Here is a 16,208-nt window from a genome sequence, read left to right as displayed (position 1 = left end):
GAAACCTCCGTCAGAGCCGCGTGGCCGGGGACATCGTTTCGGGCAGTGCGGAGAAGTGGGCGATCGTCCTCTTGATGCCTTCCTCCCAGCTCACCTTCGGCTCCCAGCCGAGCATTTCGCGGGCGAGCGCGGTGTCGGGCCTGCGTCGCTCAGGGTCGTCCTGGGGTCGCTCGATGAACGTGAGCCGGGAGGAGGAGCCGGTCAGCGCGACGACCCGGCGGGCGATGTCCAGGACCGTCACCTCGTCCGCGCCGCCGATGTTCACCGGGCGGACCGCCTGGCTCGCCGCGACGAGCAGGACGCCGTCGACCGTGTCGTCCACGTAACACAGCGAACGGGTCTGGCTGCCGTCGCCCGCCACCGTCACCGGCTCCCCGGCGAGCGCCTGGCAGACGAACGTCGGCACGGCACGGCCGTCGTGCGCGCGCATCCGGGGCCCGTAGGTGTTGAACATCCGCACGATGCCCGCGTTGATCCTCTTGGTACCGACATAGGCCGTGACCAGTGCCTCGGCGAACCGCTTCGACTCGTCGTACACACTGCGCGGCCCCACCGGATTGACGTTGCCCCAGTAGTCCTCCCGCTGCGGATGGACGAGCGGGTCGCCGTAGACCTCCGACGTGGACGCGAGCAGGAAGCGCGCGCCGTCGCGGAGCGCCACGGCCAGCGCGTTACGGGTGCCGAGGCTGCCGACGTCCATGGTTTCCAGCGGGTGCCTCAGATAGTCCGCGGGCGACGCCGGGCACGCGAAGTGCAGGACCAGGTCGTAGGGTCCGGGCAGTTCCTCCGTCGTCGAACCGGCGGACACGTCGCACCGCACGAACCTGAAGCCGGGACGGCCGATCAGGTGAGCGATGTTGTCCTCGGAGCCGGAAAGGAGGTTGTCCGCGCAGTCGACTGCGACTCCTGAATCCAGCAGCCGTTCGCACAGGTGGGAGCCGAGAAAACCGGCACCCCCGGTGACGACCGCCCTGCGCCAGGGGCCGGGTGACGTCAGCAATGCCATTGGACGGCCTTTCGTCCGCGGTGAAGGAGAAAGTTGTTGCGCCGGCCGGGAGAGCGACGTACTGCCGCGCTCGAAACCCCTGCGGGGCCCGTCGGCACAGGATCGGCACCCTCCGTTCGCCTCAGCACACCCATTGTTAGCAGCCGCTCCGGTAAGGCGCTCGTCGGTGGGCTCGGCGGTTCGCCACCGGGCGGACCCCCCGCGCGCTCCGGCCGGGGCACCGAAAAGCCGCCGGACCGGCCTCACGGCCGTGCCCGGCGGCTGTTTTCGGCTCCTGCGGAGTTCCTGGTTCAGTCGGTGGAGAGGGCCTGGAGCAGATCTCCCACCTGCGGGTCGTTCAGCGAGCGGGCGACATCGGCGGTGGCGACCACTCCGACGAGCGTGTGTCCGTCGATCACCGGCAGGCGCCGGACCTTGTGCGCCGTCATCGTGCGGAGGATCTCCTCCGCCTCGTCGTCGGCGCCGATGGTCACCGCCTCGCCCTGTGCCGGTTCACCGGCCGTACAGGCGGCGGGGTCCTTGCCGACACCGAGCACCTTGGTCACGATGTCACGGTCGGTGAGCATGCCCTTGAGCTTCTCGTCCGTGCCGCAGACCGGCAGAGCGCCCACTTGAGGACGATGGGGTCTCGGGCGCCGGGTTCCCCGCCAGGGACGCGCGTAACGCCGGGTACGGCCATCCGGGCCATCGGCCGGCAGATTCGCCGTGGGATGCGTGTGGTTTCTTCCGATGGGGTTACTCACTGGGCATGACCCACGAAAACCAGGACCCCGATCCCCGCGAGGCGTCCGGCCTCGACGCCCACGGAGGCGTACCCCCGGGGGAGACTCCGCCGGCCGAAGGCAGCATGTCGGAAGCAGGACCGCGGAACGAACCACCCAAGGGCTGGGCCAAGGGCCCACTGGTCGCCATCCTGGTGATCGTCGTTCTGGTGGCAGCCTTCTTCCTCGCCTACGCGCTGCTCATCTGGACGGACTGAAGACCCCGGGCGCGGCAGGGGCGGGCTCACGGACGGTGACCTGCGGGACGCGCGCCGCAGCAGAACCCGTGGCGGGCCTTGGTGTCCGGGTGCTGTCCGTTCACCGGCAAGGTCCGCCGGACCGCGCACGCCGACCGGTGTGAGCAAGGACACCGGGCCGGGAACGGCCGTACGCAAGACGGGACTTGGGCCGTGCGCGGCTGCGGGTCACTGCCTTCCGTTTCCGGCCGCGGGGAAGCGTTTGTGAAGATGTAGGGGCACCGGCCGGCGGGGTACCCCGCCGTGTCCATCCACCGGCGCCCGAGGGACACCGGCCGGTACACGTGCCATCCGGGCAGAGTCTCCCGCCCCGTACCCCTCGTCCGAAGAGTCTCTGCCGTGCCCTTCTCCATGCCTTCCCCAGCCCCGTCCGCGGAGGCGGCCGACCCCGCCGACGGGGCTTCGCCACCCTCCGCCGACCGCCTCTCCGCCAGGCTCACGCGCCGCCGGTCCGGCGGTGGGGCCGGCAGTACCTGGCGTTGTCTGCGCACACCGAGCATGCGGTGGTGGTCACTCGCCAACCTGGTGTCCAACGCGGGCACCTGGATGCAGCTCACCGTGCAGAACCTCCTGGTCCTCCAGATCACGGGCTCCGCGGCGGCGACCGGCCTGTCACTGGCCGTGCAGGCCGGCCCGGGGCTGCTCCTGGGCGTGGTGGGAGGAGCGGCGGTCGACCGCTGGCCCCGCAAGGTCACCGCGGCGGTGAGCCAGACGGTGCTGGGCGCGGTGGCCTTCTCCACCGCGGCTCTGCTGGCCTTCGGCCTTCTCGACATGCCGGTCCTGCTGGCGCTGGCAGCGGTGACGGGCATCGTGAGCACCATCGACGGCCCGGCGACCGCGCTGCTCGGCAATGACCTGGTCCCCGCCGAGGACCTCCCCTCGGCGATCGCTCTGGGGTCCATGGTGCACAGCGCCGGCCGGCTCGTCGGGACCGCGCTCGCGGCCGTCGCCGTCGGCGCGTTCGGCTCCACAGTCGCCTATGCGGCCAACGGGGTGTCCTTCCTCTTCGTCGCGGCGGTGATCCCCTTTCTGCGGCCCGCCGCGGACGCCGCCCGGGAGGCGGCCGCGGTCGCCACCTCGAAGGCAGCCGGCCGCAAGAAGCCCGACCGGGCTTCGAAGGCCCGGAGCAGGGAAGGGCTCACCTACTTCCTGGGACGGCCCCGGCTCATGGCTCTCGCCGCGATCACCGGTCTGAGCTCGGTCTTCGGGCGCAACTACCAGCTGACGCTCGCCGTCCTCGTGACGGGGCCGCTTCACGCGGACGAGAGCGACTTCGGCACCATCTCGACCGTGCTCGCGATCGGTGGCATCGTCGGCGCGATGATCGCCGGACGGATGCGGAACCCCTCGGTGCGACTGGTCGGCGCGCTGGCTGCCGCCGGGGCGCTGCTCCAGGTCGCGGCAGGTCTCTCCCCGGGGCTGATCGTGCTCGCCGTCCTGGTGATACCGATGGCCGTGGTGGAGTCCGTGTCGGACACCGCGGGAGCGACGGTGCTGCAGACCGACCCCCTCCCGGAGATGCGGGGCCGGGTCCTGGGGGTCTGGCGCAGCGCCAGTACGGGATGGGGGCTGGCAGGGCCGCCCCTGCTGGGTCTCATGCTGGAGTACGGGGGCGCACGCGGAGCCCTGGTCTCCGGCGGGCTCCTCATAGCCGGCGGAATCACGGTCGGCGCGCTCGGTCACCGTGCTCGAAGTCGTCGCGGGGTACGGCGCTCCCTGGCCGTGCCGGCCGCTCCGGTGCCACTGCTGCAGGAGGTGGGCAGGGCGGCCTGACCCCTCAGGCCGGGCGGCCCGCTGCGGACGGGGGGAGAATGGCAGGTGGGCGTGCGGGAAACGGGCCCGGCGCCACCGGCACCACTCCGGGAGAGCACATGTCGAATCCGCAGCAACCTGAGCAGCGCAGGAGCGACAAGGGCGGTTCCACACCGCAGGACAGCGCCGAGATGAAGGCGCGACAGGCCGGGCGCGGGGCCGGTGGCAAGCGGGCGCACGGGACGGACAAGGGGCACAAGGGCGGCGGCGAAGGCGGGGCCACACCCCCGGCTCAGCAGCCCGACCACCCGTGAGCAGGCGCATGGCGCCGTCGGCCCGCCGCAGGCCCGGGCTCCGTACGTCTCCGTAGCGACCGCCTGAGGCCCGTAGCGGATCCGCGTACGTCAGTCGGCGCGGCCGGCCGTGGAGAAAGCACTGCTGTCCAGTCGCGCGAGCAGGTCAGCGGGGTCCCGGTACACCTCGGCGGCCCCGGCCTCTACCAGCTCCTGCCGGGCGATGCCGCCCGACAGGAGCGCCACGCAGGTCACGGAGGCACGGGTCGCGGCTTTCATGTCCCAGACCGAGTCGCCCACGTACACCGTCTCCCCGCTCGTTCCACCGGCGAGCTCCATGGCGTGCCGGACCGGTGCGGGAGCGGGTTTCCCCTCGTCCACATCGTCTGCGCTCGCTGTGTCGGTGATGACGTCGTCGGCGTCCAGCACGCGTCGCAGAGCTTCGAGTTCCGGGCCGGACGCGGAGGTGACCAGCACCACTTTCCACCCCCGGGCCGCCAGGGCCCTCAGCAGGTCGGCCGCTCCGTCCACGGCGATCAGCCGCTCGAAGTACGTCGCGTACAAGGCTGAGTGCGTGCTGCTGATCCGCTCGTCCCGTTCGCTGTCCCGCCCGGCTCCGAGAAGGTGCTCGATCAGATCGGCGGAGCCCAGACCGATGGCTCGGTGCACGGCGGTCATCGGCACCGTGTGCCCGGCCTGCCGAAAGGCCTCCCACCAGGCGGTGACGTGGAGATAGTTCGTGTCCACGAGCGTTCCATCCACATCGAACAGAGCTACGCGAACCATGACACTCCTGGGTGTGCGCCGACGGCCGGTTCTCTGCATCGTAGGGCTGGTGCCCGGCATGTATGCGCCGCGGTCGGCCGCGGCGTGTCGCTTCCCGGAGCCGGCAGCCGTGTGCCCTGACCCGAGATTCAGGGCTCGGCCGCTGGGAGGGCGCCTTCCGTCCTTCCCGTGCGGCGCGGGCCGCGCCGGGCCGCCTGGAAGTCGGCTGAGCCGGGACGACCGGTCAGGAGCGGGGGTCGGAGGGGCCGGTGTCCCCCATGCCCCTGCGGTCCTGGTCCGTCCACTTGCTGGTGTCCCGGGGGGTGACGTACGGCTCCTCCCGGTGAGGGTGGCCGCCGATGACGGCCCTCTCACGAGCCGTCTCCGCGTCGAACTCGAGACCGAGCAGAATCGCCAGGTTCGTGATCCACAGCCAGACAAGAAAGATGATCACACCGGCCACGGCACCGTACGTCTTGTTGTACGAACTGAAATGGGCGACGTAGACGGCGAAGCCTGCCGACGCTGCCATCCAGATCAACAGCGCCAGCAGGCTCCCCAGGGACACGAACTTGAAGCCACGTCCCTTCGCGTTCGGCGCGGCCCAGTAGAGGATCGCCAGCAGCATGGTCACGAGCACCACCAGGACGGGCCACTTCGCGATCGACCACACGGTCATGGCGGTGTCGCCGACGCCGAGTGCGGTACCGAGCCGCTGCGCGAGGCCGCCCGAGAGGACGACGATCAGCGCGCTGACGCAGGCCAGCACCATCAGCGCCAGGGTCAGACCGACCCGGACCGGGAGCACCTTCCAGACCGGCCGTCCCTCGGGCACGTCGTACACGGCGTTGGCGGACCGCATGAAGGCCGCCACATAGCCGGACGCGGACCACAGGGCGGCCAGCAGTCCCACGATCGCCATGACCAGCCCGGTCCCGCCGCCGCCCTGCAACTGGGTCACCGCGTTCCTGAGAACGTCGCGCGCCGCTCCGGGGGCGAGCTTCTGAATGTTGTCCAGCACCTTCTGGGTGTTCGACTCCCCGGCGATGCCGAGCAGGGAGACCAGGACGAGCAGGGCCGGAAACAGCGCCAGGATGCCGTAATACGTCAGTCCCGCCGCCCGGTCGGCGAGCTCATCACGCTTGAACTCCTTGAGCGTGCGCCGCAGCACTGCTCCCCACGACGCCTTGCCGACCTTCGTAGGTGTGTCCGGTGCGGCGCGCTCCACCTCCGGGTCCGGTCCCGCACCCGGTACGTCCCGGCGCGGCCCTGTGCTGTCCTGGCTGTTCTGCTCGCTCGACATGTGGACCAGACAATCCCGGGCGCGCCCGCTGCGCGACTTCACAGCGCGACCCTGCGTCCAGGCGGACGAACTGCCCCGCTCGCCTGCAGGCGTCAGCCGCGGATGAGGGAGTCGTCCTGCGGGCGTGCGCCGGGCAGCCGGTGACGTGCCGCGATCAGAGCGGCGTCCACGTCCCGGGTGCCGGTTGCCACGCACAGCGTGTAGGCGATGTCGTCCATCCGCTGTTGCACCTCGGTGCCACCGTTCTCCGCCCGCAGAATGCGCAAGGTGTCGTACTGCTCCACAAGGTTGCGCAGCACCGCGGGGTGGGCCATCAGCACCGGAGACTCCCTCTCGTCGTCGCTCACAGGTCTTCCCCCGCCTACCCCTGGTCCTCGCCGCCACACCGTCCCTTCCGGTGCCTGCCAAGGGGGTCAGGGACGGCGCCAGTCGCCGGAGGGCAGATGCGATCCCGCCTGCGGCCCCATGCGCAGCATGCCGCCGTCCACGACCCAGGACGCCCCGGTCGTGTAGGACGACTCCGGGCCGGCCAGGAAGGCGACGACGGACGCGACCTCCCGGGCGTCGCCGGGCCGCCCGAGCGGGATGCCGGGCCGGTCCTCGGCCTGCACGTCCGTGTCCTCCTGACCCGTCATGGGGGTGGCGATCTCACCGGGGGCCACGGAGTTCACGGTGATGCCGTACTCGGACAGCTCCAGGGCCATCACCTGCGTCAGCAGACCAAGACCTCCTTTCGCCGCGCAGTAGGGGGCCGCGCCGACCCTCGGCTGGTGCTCGTGCACGGAGGTGATGTTCACGATGCGGCCCCCTTCGCCCTGGGCGATCATGCGCCGGGCGGCCCGCTGCGAGCAGAGAAGGGGACCGATGAGGTCCACGTCGATGACGTGCTGGACCGTGGTGTGGTCGAGGTCGAGGAAGGGGGTGGACGTGCCGGTGCCGGCACAGTTGACGAGCACGTCGACGCGGCCCAGTTCGTCCGCCAGCGTGTCCACCACCGCGGCGGCCTCCGGCACGTCCGCCAGGTCCAGGCGGGCCACCGCGGCACGTCGGCCGGCCGCGCGGACCTCGGCTGCGGTGCCCTCCGCCCCGTCGTGATCGCGGTGCCAGGTGATACCGACGTCCATTCCCTGGTGCGCGAGCCGTACGGCCACGGCTCTGCCGATACCCGAATCCGCCCCTGTGACGAGGGCCACAGGGGTGACAGCCGGAAATGCCTCGGTCATGAGTCCTCCTGAGCCGTGTCGGCGGTGTTCCCGTCGTGGTCGGAAAGACGGGTACCACGCGACTCCCGCGCCAAACCGTCGATGCCCGCCCGAAGCACCGTGAGGCCGGTCCGCCGGGTGGGCGCAGTGCCCTGTGCCGTTCAGTCGCCGCCCGGATGGGTGAGGGTGAACAGTCCCCCGTCGGGGTCCTGGAGCGTCCGGAAGAACCCCTGCGGTGCCCAGGAGGCGGGGGCCGGCCGGGGTTTGCTGCCACCCGCGTCGAACGCGGCGGCCGCAGCGCGTTCGACGTCGTCGACCGCGAAGGTCACCAGCCACCGTGGGCGCAGATGGGCTTCCGCGGATGTCTGTACGCCACCGCCGTGCAGGGAGAGAACTGCCTGTCCGCCCCGGTCGACCTCCACATGGTCGTGCCGGTAGACGACCTCCGTGTCAGGTCCGGCCGCCCACTCGAAGACTTCCCCGTAGAACATCGCGGCGTCGAACACGTCGCGGGTCTGCAGATCGAGACGGACGGGCGCCCGGCCCTCGCCCGGGGACCAGGCAGGCGCAGGCCCCTCCCAGAAACCGAAGGTGGCCCCGTCCGGATCCGCGGCCAGGCCGGCGCGCCCCTCCCCCAGTGCCACCGGGCCCACCGCCAGGGTGGCGCCCCGTTCCTGGATCCGTGCTGCCGTGAGATCGGCGTCACGCACGGCGAAGTACGGCGTCCACACCGACACCGGAGCAGTACCTGGCTGCCGCCGGCCGATCCCCGCCACGGGCGAGCCGCCGGCTGACGCTACGAGGAACTGCTCGCCCAGTGCGCTCGTGCCGAAATCCCACCCGAGGACCGCCGCGTAGAAGGCCTGGGCTCTGTGCAGATCGCTGACCATCAGGTTGACCCAGCAGGGCATGCCGGGGACCGGCACCATGTGATCAGCGGACTCGGGCATCATCACTCCTTCGCAGCCACTCCTACACCGGTTCCGTAGGGGGTGCGAGTCGATGGTGACCGGAGAACACGCCGTATGCGCGCTCGACGCGCTCCCGGGACCGGCGAACACCAGGTCGCAGGCAGTGCGTACGCGAGCAGGTGCGGCCTGGACACACCGCGCGGTCGCCCGGCCGGTCCGGTCCGGCGTGCGGCCCGGAGCGTGGTGTGGATAAGTGGCGGGGAGCCCTGTCCACCATCCACGGAGTGCACGCATGTCCGACGCCGTACCGGAACCCGTCGTGGTCCAGCCCGTGGTGGCGGCGCTCAACCGTGCCGCGGTGGTGCCGGTCGTCACGGTCCAGCCGGGCGGCGGGTCCGCCGTACGCCACCGCCGGAACCCGTGACCGGCCCCTCCCGCGCGCCGCGCTCCGCCAGATTCGCGGAGGCCCTGCGCCTCGCGGTGGCGGAAGGGCTGCTCGGCGAGGAGCGGCCCCTTGCGGGGTTCCTCGACGCGGACGGGATACGCGCCTCCGTCGAGGCGCTGCGGGACGCCTTCGACGCCGAGCCGGGCGTGCGCGTGCTGCACACCTTCGCCGCCAAGGCCGCGTCGTTGATCCCGGTGCTGCGGCTGTTCGCCGGCTGCGGCATGGGCTGTGAGGTGGCGGGCCCGGGCGAGCTGAGGCTCGCGGTCGAGGCCGGCTTCGCCCCGGCCCGGATCGTCCTGGACTCCCCCGCCAAGACCCGCGACGAGCTCCGGCTGGCGCTGGCGCTCGGTGTCGCCGTGAACGCGGACAGTTTCGGTGAGATCCGCCGCATCGAGGAGCTCCGCTCACCCGGGTCGGCGTCCGTCCTGGGGCTCCGGGTGAACCCGCAGGTGGGCGGCGGGTCGATCGGGGCCATGAGCACGGCGACGGCCACGTCGAAGTTCGGGGTGGCCCTGCGTGACCCCGGAGCCCGCGAGCGGGTGGTCCGGACCTTCGCGGAACATCCCTGGCTGACGCGGCTGCACGCGCACGTCGGCTCGCAGGGCTGCCCGTTGGAGCTCATCGCCGCCGGCATCGCCGAGGCGTACCGTCTCGCCGAGGAGATCAACGCGGCGTCGGCCACACGCCAGGTCACCGGGATCGACATCGGCGGCGGGCTGCCGGTCAACTTCGACGACGACGAGACCCGCCCCGCCTTCGCCGAGTACGTGGCGGCGCTCCGGGCCGCGGCCCCGGGCATCTTCGACGGGCGCTACGACCTCGTCACCGAATTCGGCCGGTCCCTGCTGGCCAAGAACGGCTTCATCGGGGCGCGCGTGGAGTACACGAAGGACGCGGGAGGCCGCCGCATCGTCCTTACCCACGCGGGGGCCCAGATCGCCACCCGCACCGTCCTCATGCCCGATGCCTGGCCGCTCAGGGTCGGCGCGTTCGACGGAGAGGGCCGCCCCCGCAGCGGCCCTCCGATGATCCAGGACATCGCGGGGCCGTGCTGCTTCGCCGGGGACATCGTCGCCCACGGCCGCGAGCTTCCGGAGCTGCGGGAGGGGGACTTCATCGCCCTCTACGACACCGGCGCGTACTACTTCTCCACTCCCTGGGCCTACAACAGCCTGCCCCGGCCGGCCGTGTACGGCTTCGCCGGCGAATCGGGCCGCCTGCGCTTCGCCCCGGTGCGCGAGGCGCAGTCACTCGACTCGGTGGCGGCGGAGAGCGGGCTGCGCCACGCGGACGCGCTGACGGAACTCCACGGGAAACCCTAGGAGCCCCTGCTCACCCCGCCGGCTGGGGCGAGGGCTCCGGCTCCGGCCCCGGTTCGGGGTTCGGGTTCGGCGGCTGGGGAATCGGGTCGGGCGCGGGGCCGGGAGGCACCGGGCCCGGCGGTACGGGTGGCGGGGAAGGCACCGGCGTCGGCGGCCCCGGCACGGGCGGGGGCGTCGGCGCGGGCGGCACGGGGTCGGGACTGGGGTGTGTCATCTCGGTCCTCCAGTTGCGACGGACAGGACGAGTGGATCTCCTCTCCACCGTCCCCCCGTGCGGCTTCCCTCGCCTGCCGAGTCCACACGTACGCACCGTGGCCCCTGGCCCGGGACGCTCCCGGGCCAGCAGCGCGGGACGGCTCAGCTCCCGGCGGGGACGACGGCCTGCGGGCTGCGTTCGGTGCGCGTGCCCGGCACGGGGGCCGAGGCGTCGGCGCCGAGGGCGACGATGCGGTTCCCGGCGTCGACGTGCACGACACTCGGCACGAGAGCGCGGGCCTCGGCGTCGTCGACCTGGGCGTAGCTGATGAGGATGACCAGGTCACCGGGGTGGACGAGGTGGGCGGCGGCGCCGTTGATCCCGATGACGCCGGAGCCGCGCTCGCCCTCGATGACGTACGTCTCCAGACGTGCGCCGTTGTCGATGTCCACGATGTGCACGAGCTCGCCGGGCAGCAGGTCCGCGGCGTCCATCAGGTCGGCGTCGACCGTGACGGAGCCGACGTAGTGCAGGTCGGCCTGGGTCACGGTGGCTCGGTGGATCTTGGACTTGAATATCGTTCGTAGCATTGAGGTACTCCTGGACATAGGCTCCCTGCCTGCGTTTTTGCAGGTCAAGTGCTGTTTCCACACTCTACAACGATTCGCGTGTTCGAGCAGCTGTCCCCAGGTTTTTCAGGACTCATGCTGACCACTTGCTGACTTTCCTGACGCATCATCAAGCAACGATGGAGGGCCTTGCCCACTCTCCTGGCCTCCGCCCCGACGACTCTTACGAGCCTACGCAGCACTCCTCCCAGAGCACTCGTGATCATCGTCACCCCGAGAGCGTGACGACGCCCCCGGCCCAAACGGGGGCCCCGCCTCCGCAAGAACCTTCGAAGCAGCGCGGCTGCCTAGCAGCGAATCCCGGCTCCGCAAAGCCGACCTCTCTCGTGACTATGGCCACGACAACGGAACGTGACCCGCCACTCACCTAGTCGCAAGGAGCCACCTCCCCCATGGATTCGCAGCCGCACCCCTTCGAAAACAGCCGAACCCGCAAGCAGCGACCCATAGAGGCCGTCCTCATGGAAACCTCCGAGGTCGCCGCGATGCTTAGCATGTCAACGAGTTGGGTCTACCGGGAGGCGGCGAAACTGGGATTGAAAGGGTACAAACTCGGCCGAGGAAAGAACGCCAAGGTCCTGTACAAGAGGGCTGAGGTCTTCAAATGGCTGGAGCAACAGAAGATCCGCTGAACATCAATTAAAAGGCCGCACAGAGGGCCATACACAGTGCTGACCAGTTGTACGCGGAGTACAAGGAGCCGCTGTACGCCGCTCCTCCGCTGCTCCAGCGCATGGTCGACGCGGGCCGGCTCGGCCGCAAAACGGGCTCGGGCTTCTACCCGTACGACTGACCGTTCCTGGCGGGCCCGGCGATGACGACGCCGGGCCTGACAAAGCGCGTTCCCCCAGGTCAGGACAATGGGTGGCCCCCAAGGGTCTCGCCTTCTACTACCAGCCCGCCGTCGTGCCGGAGCGCTTTGGAGGGAGGGCGCGGAGGCTCGGACTCGAAGCCCTGGGCCTTTCAGCGCTGTCGCGGCCTTCCGTGCTTGTACTGCGAAAAATCCCTCGGATGTCCCTCCGACAAAGCTGAAATCCCCTGAAAAATCCATGGACCTTCGCCTCCAGACCAACACGCTACAAGGCCATGAGCGCTCACGTCCCTGCTCCGTCCGGAGGCGCCCGGCCAGTTGATCGGGCGCCTCCAAAGCGGGGCGCAAGAGATCAGCTCGAAGGAACTGAACTGATCGCCCGCACCAGCCCTCCTGGTCGACGCGGAGCGCCCGCCACACCGCCTCAACCAACTCCCCATCGTTTATCGATAGGCGCGGGGTGAGGGCGGGGCCATCGCCATCCAGACCAGTACCGCAAGCGAGCCGCGATCTACGACGGGTCCTGTGGCCTCGCGGCCCTCTCTTCCTACACGCCGTCCGATCGGCTGACGGCGACTGTGTCGTGGTGTCCATGCCACGACATGTGTGGGCAATGCCCCATCCCACCAGTGCCGCGGCCAAGGCCGTGAGCAGGAGGCCGGCCAGGGTGACTGCCTCGCCGAACTCCGCTGTCTGGTCAGCGCTCCAGTTCGAGGTGGCGATGTCGCCGGTGAAGAGTGCTGCGAGCATGGTCCCGCTGACGGCGATGCCGATCTCTCGAGCAGTTCGGCACGGGGCGCGTTCAAGTGGTCGGCTATACGACTCACCAGGTCGCGTTCGCGCGCCAGGTACCCGAGTCCTCGATTCCGGCCGCGGTTTCCGGGCGGCGCATGCCGGCGCCGATGGAGGACTCCGCAGTGAGGATGACGGTGCCGATCTGGGCGGCATGCTCGACGCGGGTGCCGCCGCACAAGTTTCTTGACCAGGCGCCCCCGATCTCCACGACCGCACCTTCTCGGCGTACGTCTCGTCGGGTGGTGGGGTCCAGCGCGACGCGGAGCTGGTCGACGGGCATGCCAAGGGGGCTACGCTCCCAGGGCGTCCAACTCGTTGCGGGCCTCCATAACGAGTGCGTCCCTGAGACCCCTCAACACCACACGATTCTGTGCCAGCGATTCACCACGTGCTTGACGGTCCACGCACGCGGTATGGGACAACAAGGCGGCTTCCGATTCGCTCAGGCCAGCGGCCATGAGCGCCTCGCGGGCTCGGTTTTCTGCCGCTTCGTCTCCGAGTGCCTGCGCCGCTTCGTCGAGCGCCTCAAGGGCAGCGCGAGCGGTCTCGCCTCGCTCGAACCTCGCCGGCATGTCCTCAAACTCCGAGGGGGACTCCGGCCCCACGTAGTCCCACTCGTCAGCTGCAATCTGGACCTGCTCGACGAAGCTGCCTCCTGCGGCTCGGGACAGCCGTGACGCTGCTGCCACGTTTTCGACCAGCCGCCTCCTCGTCAGTGCCAAGCTGATGTGGTGCCTGCGCTCCGTGTGTTCCGCGTACAGCGCCGTGGTGAAGTCCAGCGCCCGATCCTTCGCCTCGCGCGCCTTGGCCAAAACGCTTGGCGGGCTCAGCAGCTCCACCATGGCGTACGCCTTCAACAAGCCCTCGGACCTGGCTTCCTGATCGTTGGCTTCCGCCTTGGGCAACAGCAGATCAAGCTCTTTCACGTAGTCCGCCCAGACTTCCTGGCACCGGTCTCGCTGCCACTGGGCGTGGTTCTCCCGGGAGACCTCCCTGGCGCTGTCGAGGGCGGCGCGGTAGGAGAGGTGAGCCTGTTCCTTCGCCGCGTCGAGAGCCGCCTTGGCCTGCACCTCTCCCGCTTGGCGGGCGTTCTTGCCCTGGATATGGCCGGCGATGATGACGCCCGGGATCGCCAGAAGTGATACCGCGGCAGTCGCTACGGAACCGAAGCCCTCGGATATAAAGGTGCTGAGATCAGGCATGGACGGTTCCCCCTTGTGTGCATCACGCGTCCGCTGCACAGTACCGAGGAGCGCACAGACCCACTGCCGAGGATCCATCGCGGCCACAGGAAGGCTTGGTCGAGTTCCTGCCCGACGCTCTCCAGCATTGAGTGGGGATCCACCGGAGGTATCTTCCTCCAGCTCGTGACACGTACGGTTCCGGCTCGGCGTGGGCCGGCGCCCTGGCGTGCCCAGAGCGGGGAGGACTTGCCGGAGGTCGACTTCGCATACGGCGGGGACCCAGCGGTAACTGACGGTGACGCTGCATGCGGTCAGCAGTGCGGGATTCCGGGATGCCGGCGCGCGCGGACCGAGTGAGGTGACGCCGACAAGCCGGGTCCGTAGGGGGCGGCGGCGCGGCGGGCGTCGCGTACGGAGAGGGGCAGCGGGTTCCAATGGGCGGCACGGGACACTTCCACGATGGGCGGGGCAATGGAGGACGTGCGCAGGATGTCCGCCGGTGATCCGTGGACGACGTGTCCGTCGCCGGGGAGGTTGACGATGCGGTCGGGGCACTGGACGACGTCCTCCAAGCGGTGTTCGGCCATGAGGACGGTGACACCGAGGTCCTGGACGAGCCGGGTGGTGGTCGCGAGGACTTCGTCGGCGGCGGGGTCCAGGGCGGAGGTGGGTTCGTTAAGGACGAGGACGAGGACGCGGGGGTGTGCGGTGAGGACGGAGCTGATGGCCACGCGTTGCTGCTGACCGCCGGAGAGTTCGCACCGGGCGGCAGGAGCTCGGCGAGCCCGCGCAGGTCGAGAGTTTCCTCGACCATGTAGACGAGTGCATCCTCGACGGTGTCGGTGACGGAGCCGTCGAGCGGGTCCTGACCGCCGACGACGTCGGCGAATACTCGGGGCGGGTGGGTGGCAGTGTCCCGGCCGTGGAGGGTGCCGCCGGTGAACTACGGTGCGAGCCCGTTAACGGTGCCCAGGAGGGGCGGACTTGTTGACGCCGGTGTGATCGATGACGAGGGGGTGGCCGTCGAAGGCGGTGTCTTACGCGAGCAGTTCTCGTCCAAGTCGCGCACAACTCACCACCCACTCGATGCCCTCCGCTAGGCCGTGTATCGAAAGTGGATCATGAGGATGAATGATCACGGTGCATGGGGCGGGGAGATCTCACGGACGAACAGTGGGTGGTGTTGGAGCCGTTGCTGCCGAAGGGGACGAAGGCGGGGCGACCACCTATCTGGTCCCGGCGGCAGTTGATCGACGGCATAAGGTTCCGGGTCCGAACGGGGGTTCCGTGGCGGGACGTGGCCGCCGAGTACGGGCCGTGGGGCCGGATCTACGACTTGTTCCGCCGATGGCAGCGGAACGGCACCTGGCACAGGGTCTTCAGCCGGCTGCAGTCTCTGGCGGATGCGAAGGGTGCGATCACGTGGGACCTGAGCGTCGATTCCACGGTGTGCCGCGCGCATCAGCATGCGGCCGGGGCCCGGAAGCAGGGTGACCTGCAGAAGGAACCGCCGGGCGGTGTCTTCACCGAGCCCCGTGATCATGGGCTAGGCAGGTCGCGCGGCGGGTTCACCACCAAGCTCCACCTGGCAGTTGAGCAGGGTCAGAAGCCCATGTCGATCGTGGTGACGGCAGGGCAGCGCGGGGACTCGCCGCAGTTCGAACCCGTGCTGGAAAAGGTCCGCGTTCCCGTCATCGGGCCGGGTCGGCCGCGCGTCCGTCCCGATCGGGTGCGTGCTGACAAGGCGTACGCCTCCCGCAAGAACCGCGCCTACCTGCGCCGCCGCGGGATCCGCTGCACCATCCCGGACAAGGCCGACCAGGCACGCAACCGCCAGAAACTCGGCTCCCGCGGTGGCCGGCCGCCGCACTTCGACCCGGTCGACTACCGCGAGCGCCACGCGGTCGAGTGCGGGATCAACCGCCTCAAGAGGCACCGCGCCGTCGCCACGCGATACGACAAACTGGCGGTCCGCTACGAAGCGACCGTTCTCGTCGCGGCCATCAACGAGTGGCTGTGACCATCGCTCATTCGTGTCAGGTCCGCAGTTGCGCCTGGTCCTTCTCAGTTACTGCATAGCCGGGCACAGACGGCCACCGAACAGTCAGTACCACCGACTCTTCCTCAGCGAACCAAGAGTGATCGACTCCGTGCCCCCACACAACGTAATCACCCTGCTCTTCCAGAAGGACGCTGCGGCCGGGCAGCTCGACGCGGAAGCGGCCGCTGATGAGAACCAGGAGAGCCGTGCGTTCCTCGCCTCTCACCCACTGCGATCGCGCATCGGCGCGGGGGTGGACGCCCCATTTGATCTCCAGGGCCTCGCTGTGGCGCGGGTCACCAATGTCCTTAAAGTGTCCGAGGAGCCAACCTCGGTCCAGCGCCGCATCCTTGCCCGCGTTGCCCACATACACGCTGTCATTCACGTAGCCGAACGCTAGCAGCCGCTCTTGTACTCGCAGCCAGCGCTTTCGATACACGGCCTAAAGGTTGTTGCAGAAGGGTGGGTGTGGGCAGGCCGGGATGGCGTTTGACCTGCTGGTTCAGCCTGTCATGGCGAGGTTGTGCATGGTGGA

At 69.8% G+C, this 16,208-nt stretch carries 15 protein-coding genes and 5 pseudogenes; 8 read left to right on the top strand and 12 right to left on the bottom strand.

Annotation, left to right across the window (positions count from 1 at the left end):
* Nucleotides 1-10: 10 nt before the first annotated feature.
* Nucleotides 11-1,006 carry an NAD-dependent epimerase/dehydratase family protein gene (locus AB0P41_RS32990; RefSeq protein ID WP_356714528.1) on the bottom strand — a complete coding sequence of 332 codons (996 nt, stop codon included), beginning with the start codon at nucleotides 1,004-1,006 and terminating at the stop codon, nucleotides 11-13.
* 290 nt (nucleotides 1,007-1,296) lie between these two features.
* Nucleotides 1,297-1,617: pseudogene (locus AB0P41_RS32985) on the bottom strand (CBS domain-containing protein); the annotation flags it as partial.
* Nucleotides 1,618-1,754: 137 nt separating this feature from the next.
* On the opposite strand from AB0P41_RS32985, the gene AB0P41_RS32980 reads away from it, so the two are divergent.
* The 3 genes and pseudogenes from AB0P41_RS32980 (at nucleotide 1,755) to AB0P41_RS32970 (ending at nucleotide 4,090) form a co-directional block, all read left to right on the top strand.
* Nucleotides 1,755-1,985, top strand: a complete 231-nt coding sequence (locus AB0P41_RS32980) for a DUF6480 family protein (protein ID WP_356714527.1) — start codon at nucleotides 1,755-1,757, stop codon at nucleotides 1,983-1,985.
* A 513-nt stretch (nucleotides 1,986-2,498) separates the two neighbouring features.
* Nucleotides 2,499-3,797: pseudogene (locus AB0P41_RS32975) on the top strand (MFS transporter); the annotation flags it as partial.
* Nucleotides 3,798-3,895: 98 nt separating this feature from the next.
* A complete protein-coding gene (locus AB0P41_RS32970; protein ID WP_356714526.1) occupies nucleotides 3,896-4,090 on the top strand; it encodes a hypothetical protein in 195 nt (64 codons plus the stop codon).
* A gap of 90 nt (nucleotides 4,091-4,180) precedes the next feature.
* Here the strand turns inward: AB0P41_RS32970 and AB0P41_RS32965 are convergent, their stop codons facing one another.
* From AB0P41_RS32965 to AB0P41_RS32945, 5 genes are all read right to left on the bottom strand, one after another.
* Nucleotides 4,181-4,855 carry an HAD family hydrolase gene (locus tag AB0P41_RS32965; protein WP_365935779.1) on the bottom strand — a complete coding sequence of 225 codons (675 nt, stop codon included), beginning with the start codon at nucleotides 4,853-4,855 and terminating at the stop codon, nucleotides 4,181-4,183.
* A 223-nt stretch (nucleotides 4,856-5,078) separates the two neighbouring features.
* On the bottom strand, nucleotides 5,079-6,137 hold the full coding sequence (locus AB0P41_RS32960) for a YihY/virulence factor BrkB family protein (RefSeq protein WP_365935778.1): 1,059 nt from the start codon (nucleotides 6,135-6,137) through the stop codon (nucleotides 5,079-5,081).
* 92 nt (nucleotides 6,138-6,229) lie between these two features.
* The gene (locus AB0P41_RS32955; RefSeq protein WP_365935872.1) at nucleotides 6,230-6,457 is read right to left on the bottom strand and encodes a DUF5133 domain-containing protein; all 228 of its coding nucleotides are present in this window, start codon (nucleotides 6,455-6,457) and stop codon (nucleotides 6,230-6,232) included.
* 93 nt (nucleotides 6,458-6,550) lie between these two features.
* On the bottom strand, nucleotides 6,551-7,360 hold the full coding sequence (locus AB0P41_RS32950) for an SDR family oxidoreductase (RefSeq protein ID WP_356714523.1): 810 nt from the start codon (nucleotides 7,358-7,360) through the stop codon (nucleotides 6,551-6,553).
* A 140-nt stretch (nucleotides 7,361-7,500) separates the two neighbouring features.
* Complete coding sequence (locus tag AB0P41_RS32945; protein WP_365935776.1) at nucleotides 7,501-8,289, bottom strand: VOC family protein; 789 nt, start codon at nucleotides 8,287-8,289, stop codon at nucleotides 7,501-7,503.
* Nucleotides 8,290-8,542: 253 nt separating this feature from the next.
* Here AB0P41_RS32945 and AB0P41_RS32940 point away from each other — a divergent pair, with 253 nt between their 5' ends.
* Together AB0P41_RS32940 and AB0P41_RS32935 are read left to right on the top strand one after the other, a co-directional pair.
* Nucleotides 8,543-8,674, top strand: a complete 132-nt coding sequence (locus AB0P41_RS32940; protein ID WP_365935774.1) for a hypothetical protein — start codon at nucleotides 8,543-8,545, stop codon at nucleotides 8,672-8,674.
* Nucleotides 8,671-10,017: a diaminopimelate decarboxylase gene (locus tag AB0P41_RS32935; protein ID WP_365935772.1), complete on the top strand. Its 1,347-nt coding sequence runs from the start codon at nucleotides 8,671-8,673 to the stop codon at nucleotides 10,015-10,017. Before AB0P41_RS32940 ends, AB0P41_RS32935 begins: the two co-directional genes overlap by 4 nt.
* Nucleotides 10,018-10,374: 357 nt before the next feature.
* On the opposite strand, the gene panD is transcribed toward AB0P41_RS32935, so the two are convergent.
* On the bottom strand, nucleotides 10,375-10,803 hold the full coding sequence (panD, locus tag AB0P41_RS32930) for an aspartate 1-decarboxylase (protein WP_356714519.1): 429 nt from the start codon (nucleotides 10,801-10,803) through the stop codon (nucleotides 10,375-10,377).
* 431 nt (nucleotides 10,804-11,234) lie between these two features.
* Between panD and AB0P41_RS32925 the strand changes: the two genes are divergently transcribed.
* Nucleotides 11,235-11,474, top strand: coding sequence for a helix-turn-helix domain-containing protein (locus AB0P41_RS32925; RefSeq protein WP_356714518.1), 240 nt, complete (start codon nucleotides 11,235-11,237; stop codon nucleotides 11,472-11,474).
* Between the two features lie 38 nt (nucleotides 11,475-11,512).
* Nucleotides 11,513-11,635, top strand: a pseudogene (locus tag AB0P41_RS32920) (3-hydroxyacyl-CoA dehydrogenase family protein); the annotation flags it as partial.
* Nucleotides 11,636-12,420: 785 nt separating this feature from the next.
* On the opposite strand, the pseudogene AB0P41_RS32915 reads toward AB0P41_RS32920, so the two are convergent.
* From AB0P41_RS32915 to AB0P41_RS32905, 3 genes and pseudogenes are all read right to left on the bottom strand, one after another.
* A pseudogene (locus AB0P41_RS32915) lies at nucleotides 12,421-12,659 on the bottom strand (hypothetical protein); the annotation flags it as partial.
* 79 nt (nucleotides 12,660-12,738) lie between these two features.
* Complete coding sequence (locus AB0P41_RS32910) at nucleotides 12,739-13,650, bottom strand: hypothetical protein (RefSeq protein ID WP_356714517.1); 912 nt, start codon at nucleotides 13,648-13,650, stop codon at nucleotides 12,739-12,741.
* Nucleotides 13,651-13,817: 167 nt separating this feature from the next.
* Nucleotides 13,818-14,645 (bottom strand): annotated as a pseudogene (locus tag AB0P41_RS32905) (energy-coupling factor ABC transporter ATP-binding protein); the annotation flags it as partial.
* A 131-nt stretch (nucleotides 14,646-14,776) separates the two neighbouring features.
* On the opposite strand from AB0P41_RS32905, the gene AB0P41_RS32900 reads away from it, so the two are divergent.
* Nucleotides 14,777-15,652 (top strand): IS5 family transposase, encoded by an 876-nt coding sequence (locus AB0P41_RS32900; protein ID WP_356714515.1) that lies wholly within the window; start codon nucleotides 14,777-14,779, stop codon nucleotides 15,650-15,652.
* Nucleotides 15,653-15,668: 16 nt separating this feature from the next.
* On the opposite strand, the gene AB0P41_RS32895 is transcribed toward AB0P41_RS32900, so the two are convergent.
* Entirely contained in the window at nucleotides 15,669-16,058 is a 390-nt protein-coding gene (locus AB0P41_RS32895) for a signal peptidase I (protein ID WP_356714612.1), read from the bottom strand.
* Nucleotides 16,059-16,208: the final 150 nt, after the last annotated feature.

The organism is Streptomyces sp. NPDC079167, assembly GCF_040686735.1.
In the GTDB taxonomy this organism is placed as follows: domain Bacteria; phylum Actinomycetota; class Actinomycetes; order Streptomycetales; family Streptomycetaceae; genus Streptomyces.
This window is presented reverse-complemented; position numbering and strand designations above follow the sequence as displayed.

Coding starts and splice junctions, on each gene's coding strand:
- panD (WP_356714519.1), bottom strand. CDS start 10,803: ATGCTACGAACGATATTCAAGTCCAAGATCCACCGAGCCACCGTGACC.
- AB0P41_RS32900 (WP_356714515.1), top strand. CDS start 14,777: ATGGGGCGGGGAGATCTCACGGACGAACAGTGGGTGGTGTTGGAGCCG.
- AB0P41_RS32925 (WP_356714518.1), top strand. CDS start 11,235: ATGGATTCGCAGCCGCACCCCTTCGAAAACAGCCGAACCCGCAAGCAG.
- AB0P41_RS32965 (WP_365935779.1), bottom strand. CDS start 4,855: ATGGTTCGCGTAGCTCTGTTCGATGTGGATGGAACGCTCGTGGACACG.
- AB0P41_RS32970 (WP_356714526.1), top strand. CDS start 3,896: ATGTCGAATCCGCAGCAACCTGAGCAGCGCAGGAGCGACAAGGGCGGT.
- AB0P41_RS32910 (WP_356714517.1), bottom strand. CDS start 13,650: ATGCCTGATCTCAGCACCTTTATATCCGAGGGCTTCGGTTCCGTAGCG.
- AB0P41_RS32945 (WP_365935776.1), bottom strand. CDS start 8,289: ATGCCCGAGTCCGCTGATCACATGGTGCCGGTCCCCGGCATGCCCTGC.
- AB0P41_RS32950 (WP_356714523.1), bottom strand. CDS start 7,360: ATGACCGAGGCATTTCCGGCTGTCACCCCTGTGGCCCTCGTCACAGGG.
- AB0P41_RS32960 (WP_365935778.1), bottom strand. CDS start 6,137: ATGTCGAGCGAGCAGAACAGCCAGGACAGCACAGGGCCGCGCCGGGAC.
- AB0P41_RS32990 (WP_356714528.1), bottom strand. CDS start 1,006: ATGGCATTGCTGACGTCACCCGGCCCCTGGCGCAGGGCGGTCGTCACC.
- AB0P41_RS32940 (WP_365935774.1), top strand. CDS start 8,543: ATGTCCGACGCCGTACCGGAACCCGTCGTGGTCCAGCCCGTGGTGGCG.
- AB0P41_RS32980 (WP_356714527.1), top strand. CDS start 1,755: ATGACCCACGAAAACCAGGACCCCGATCCCCGCGAGGCGTCCGGCCTC.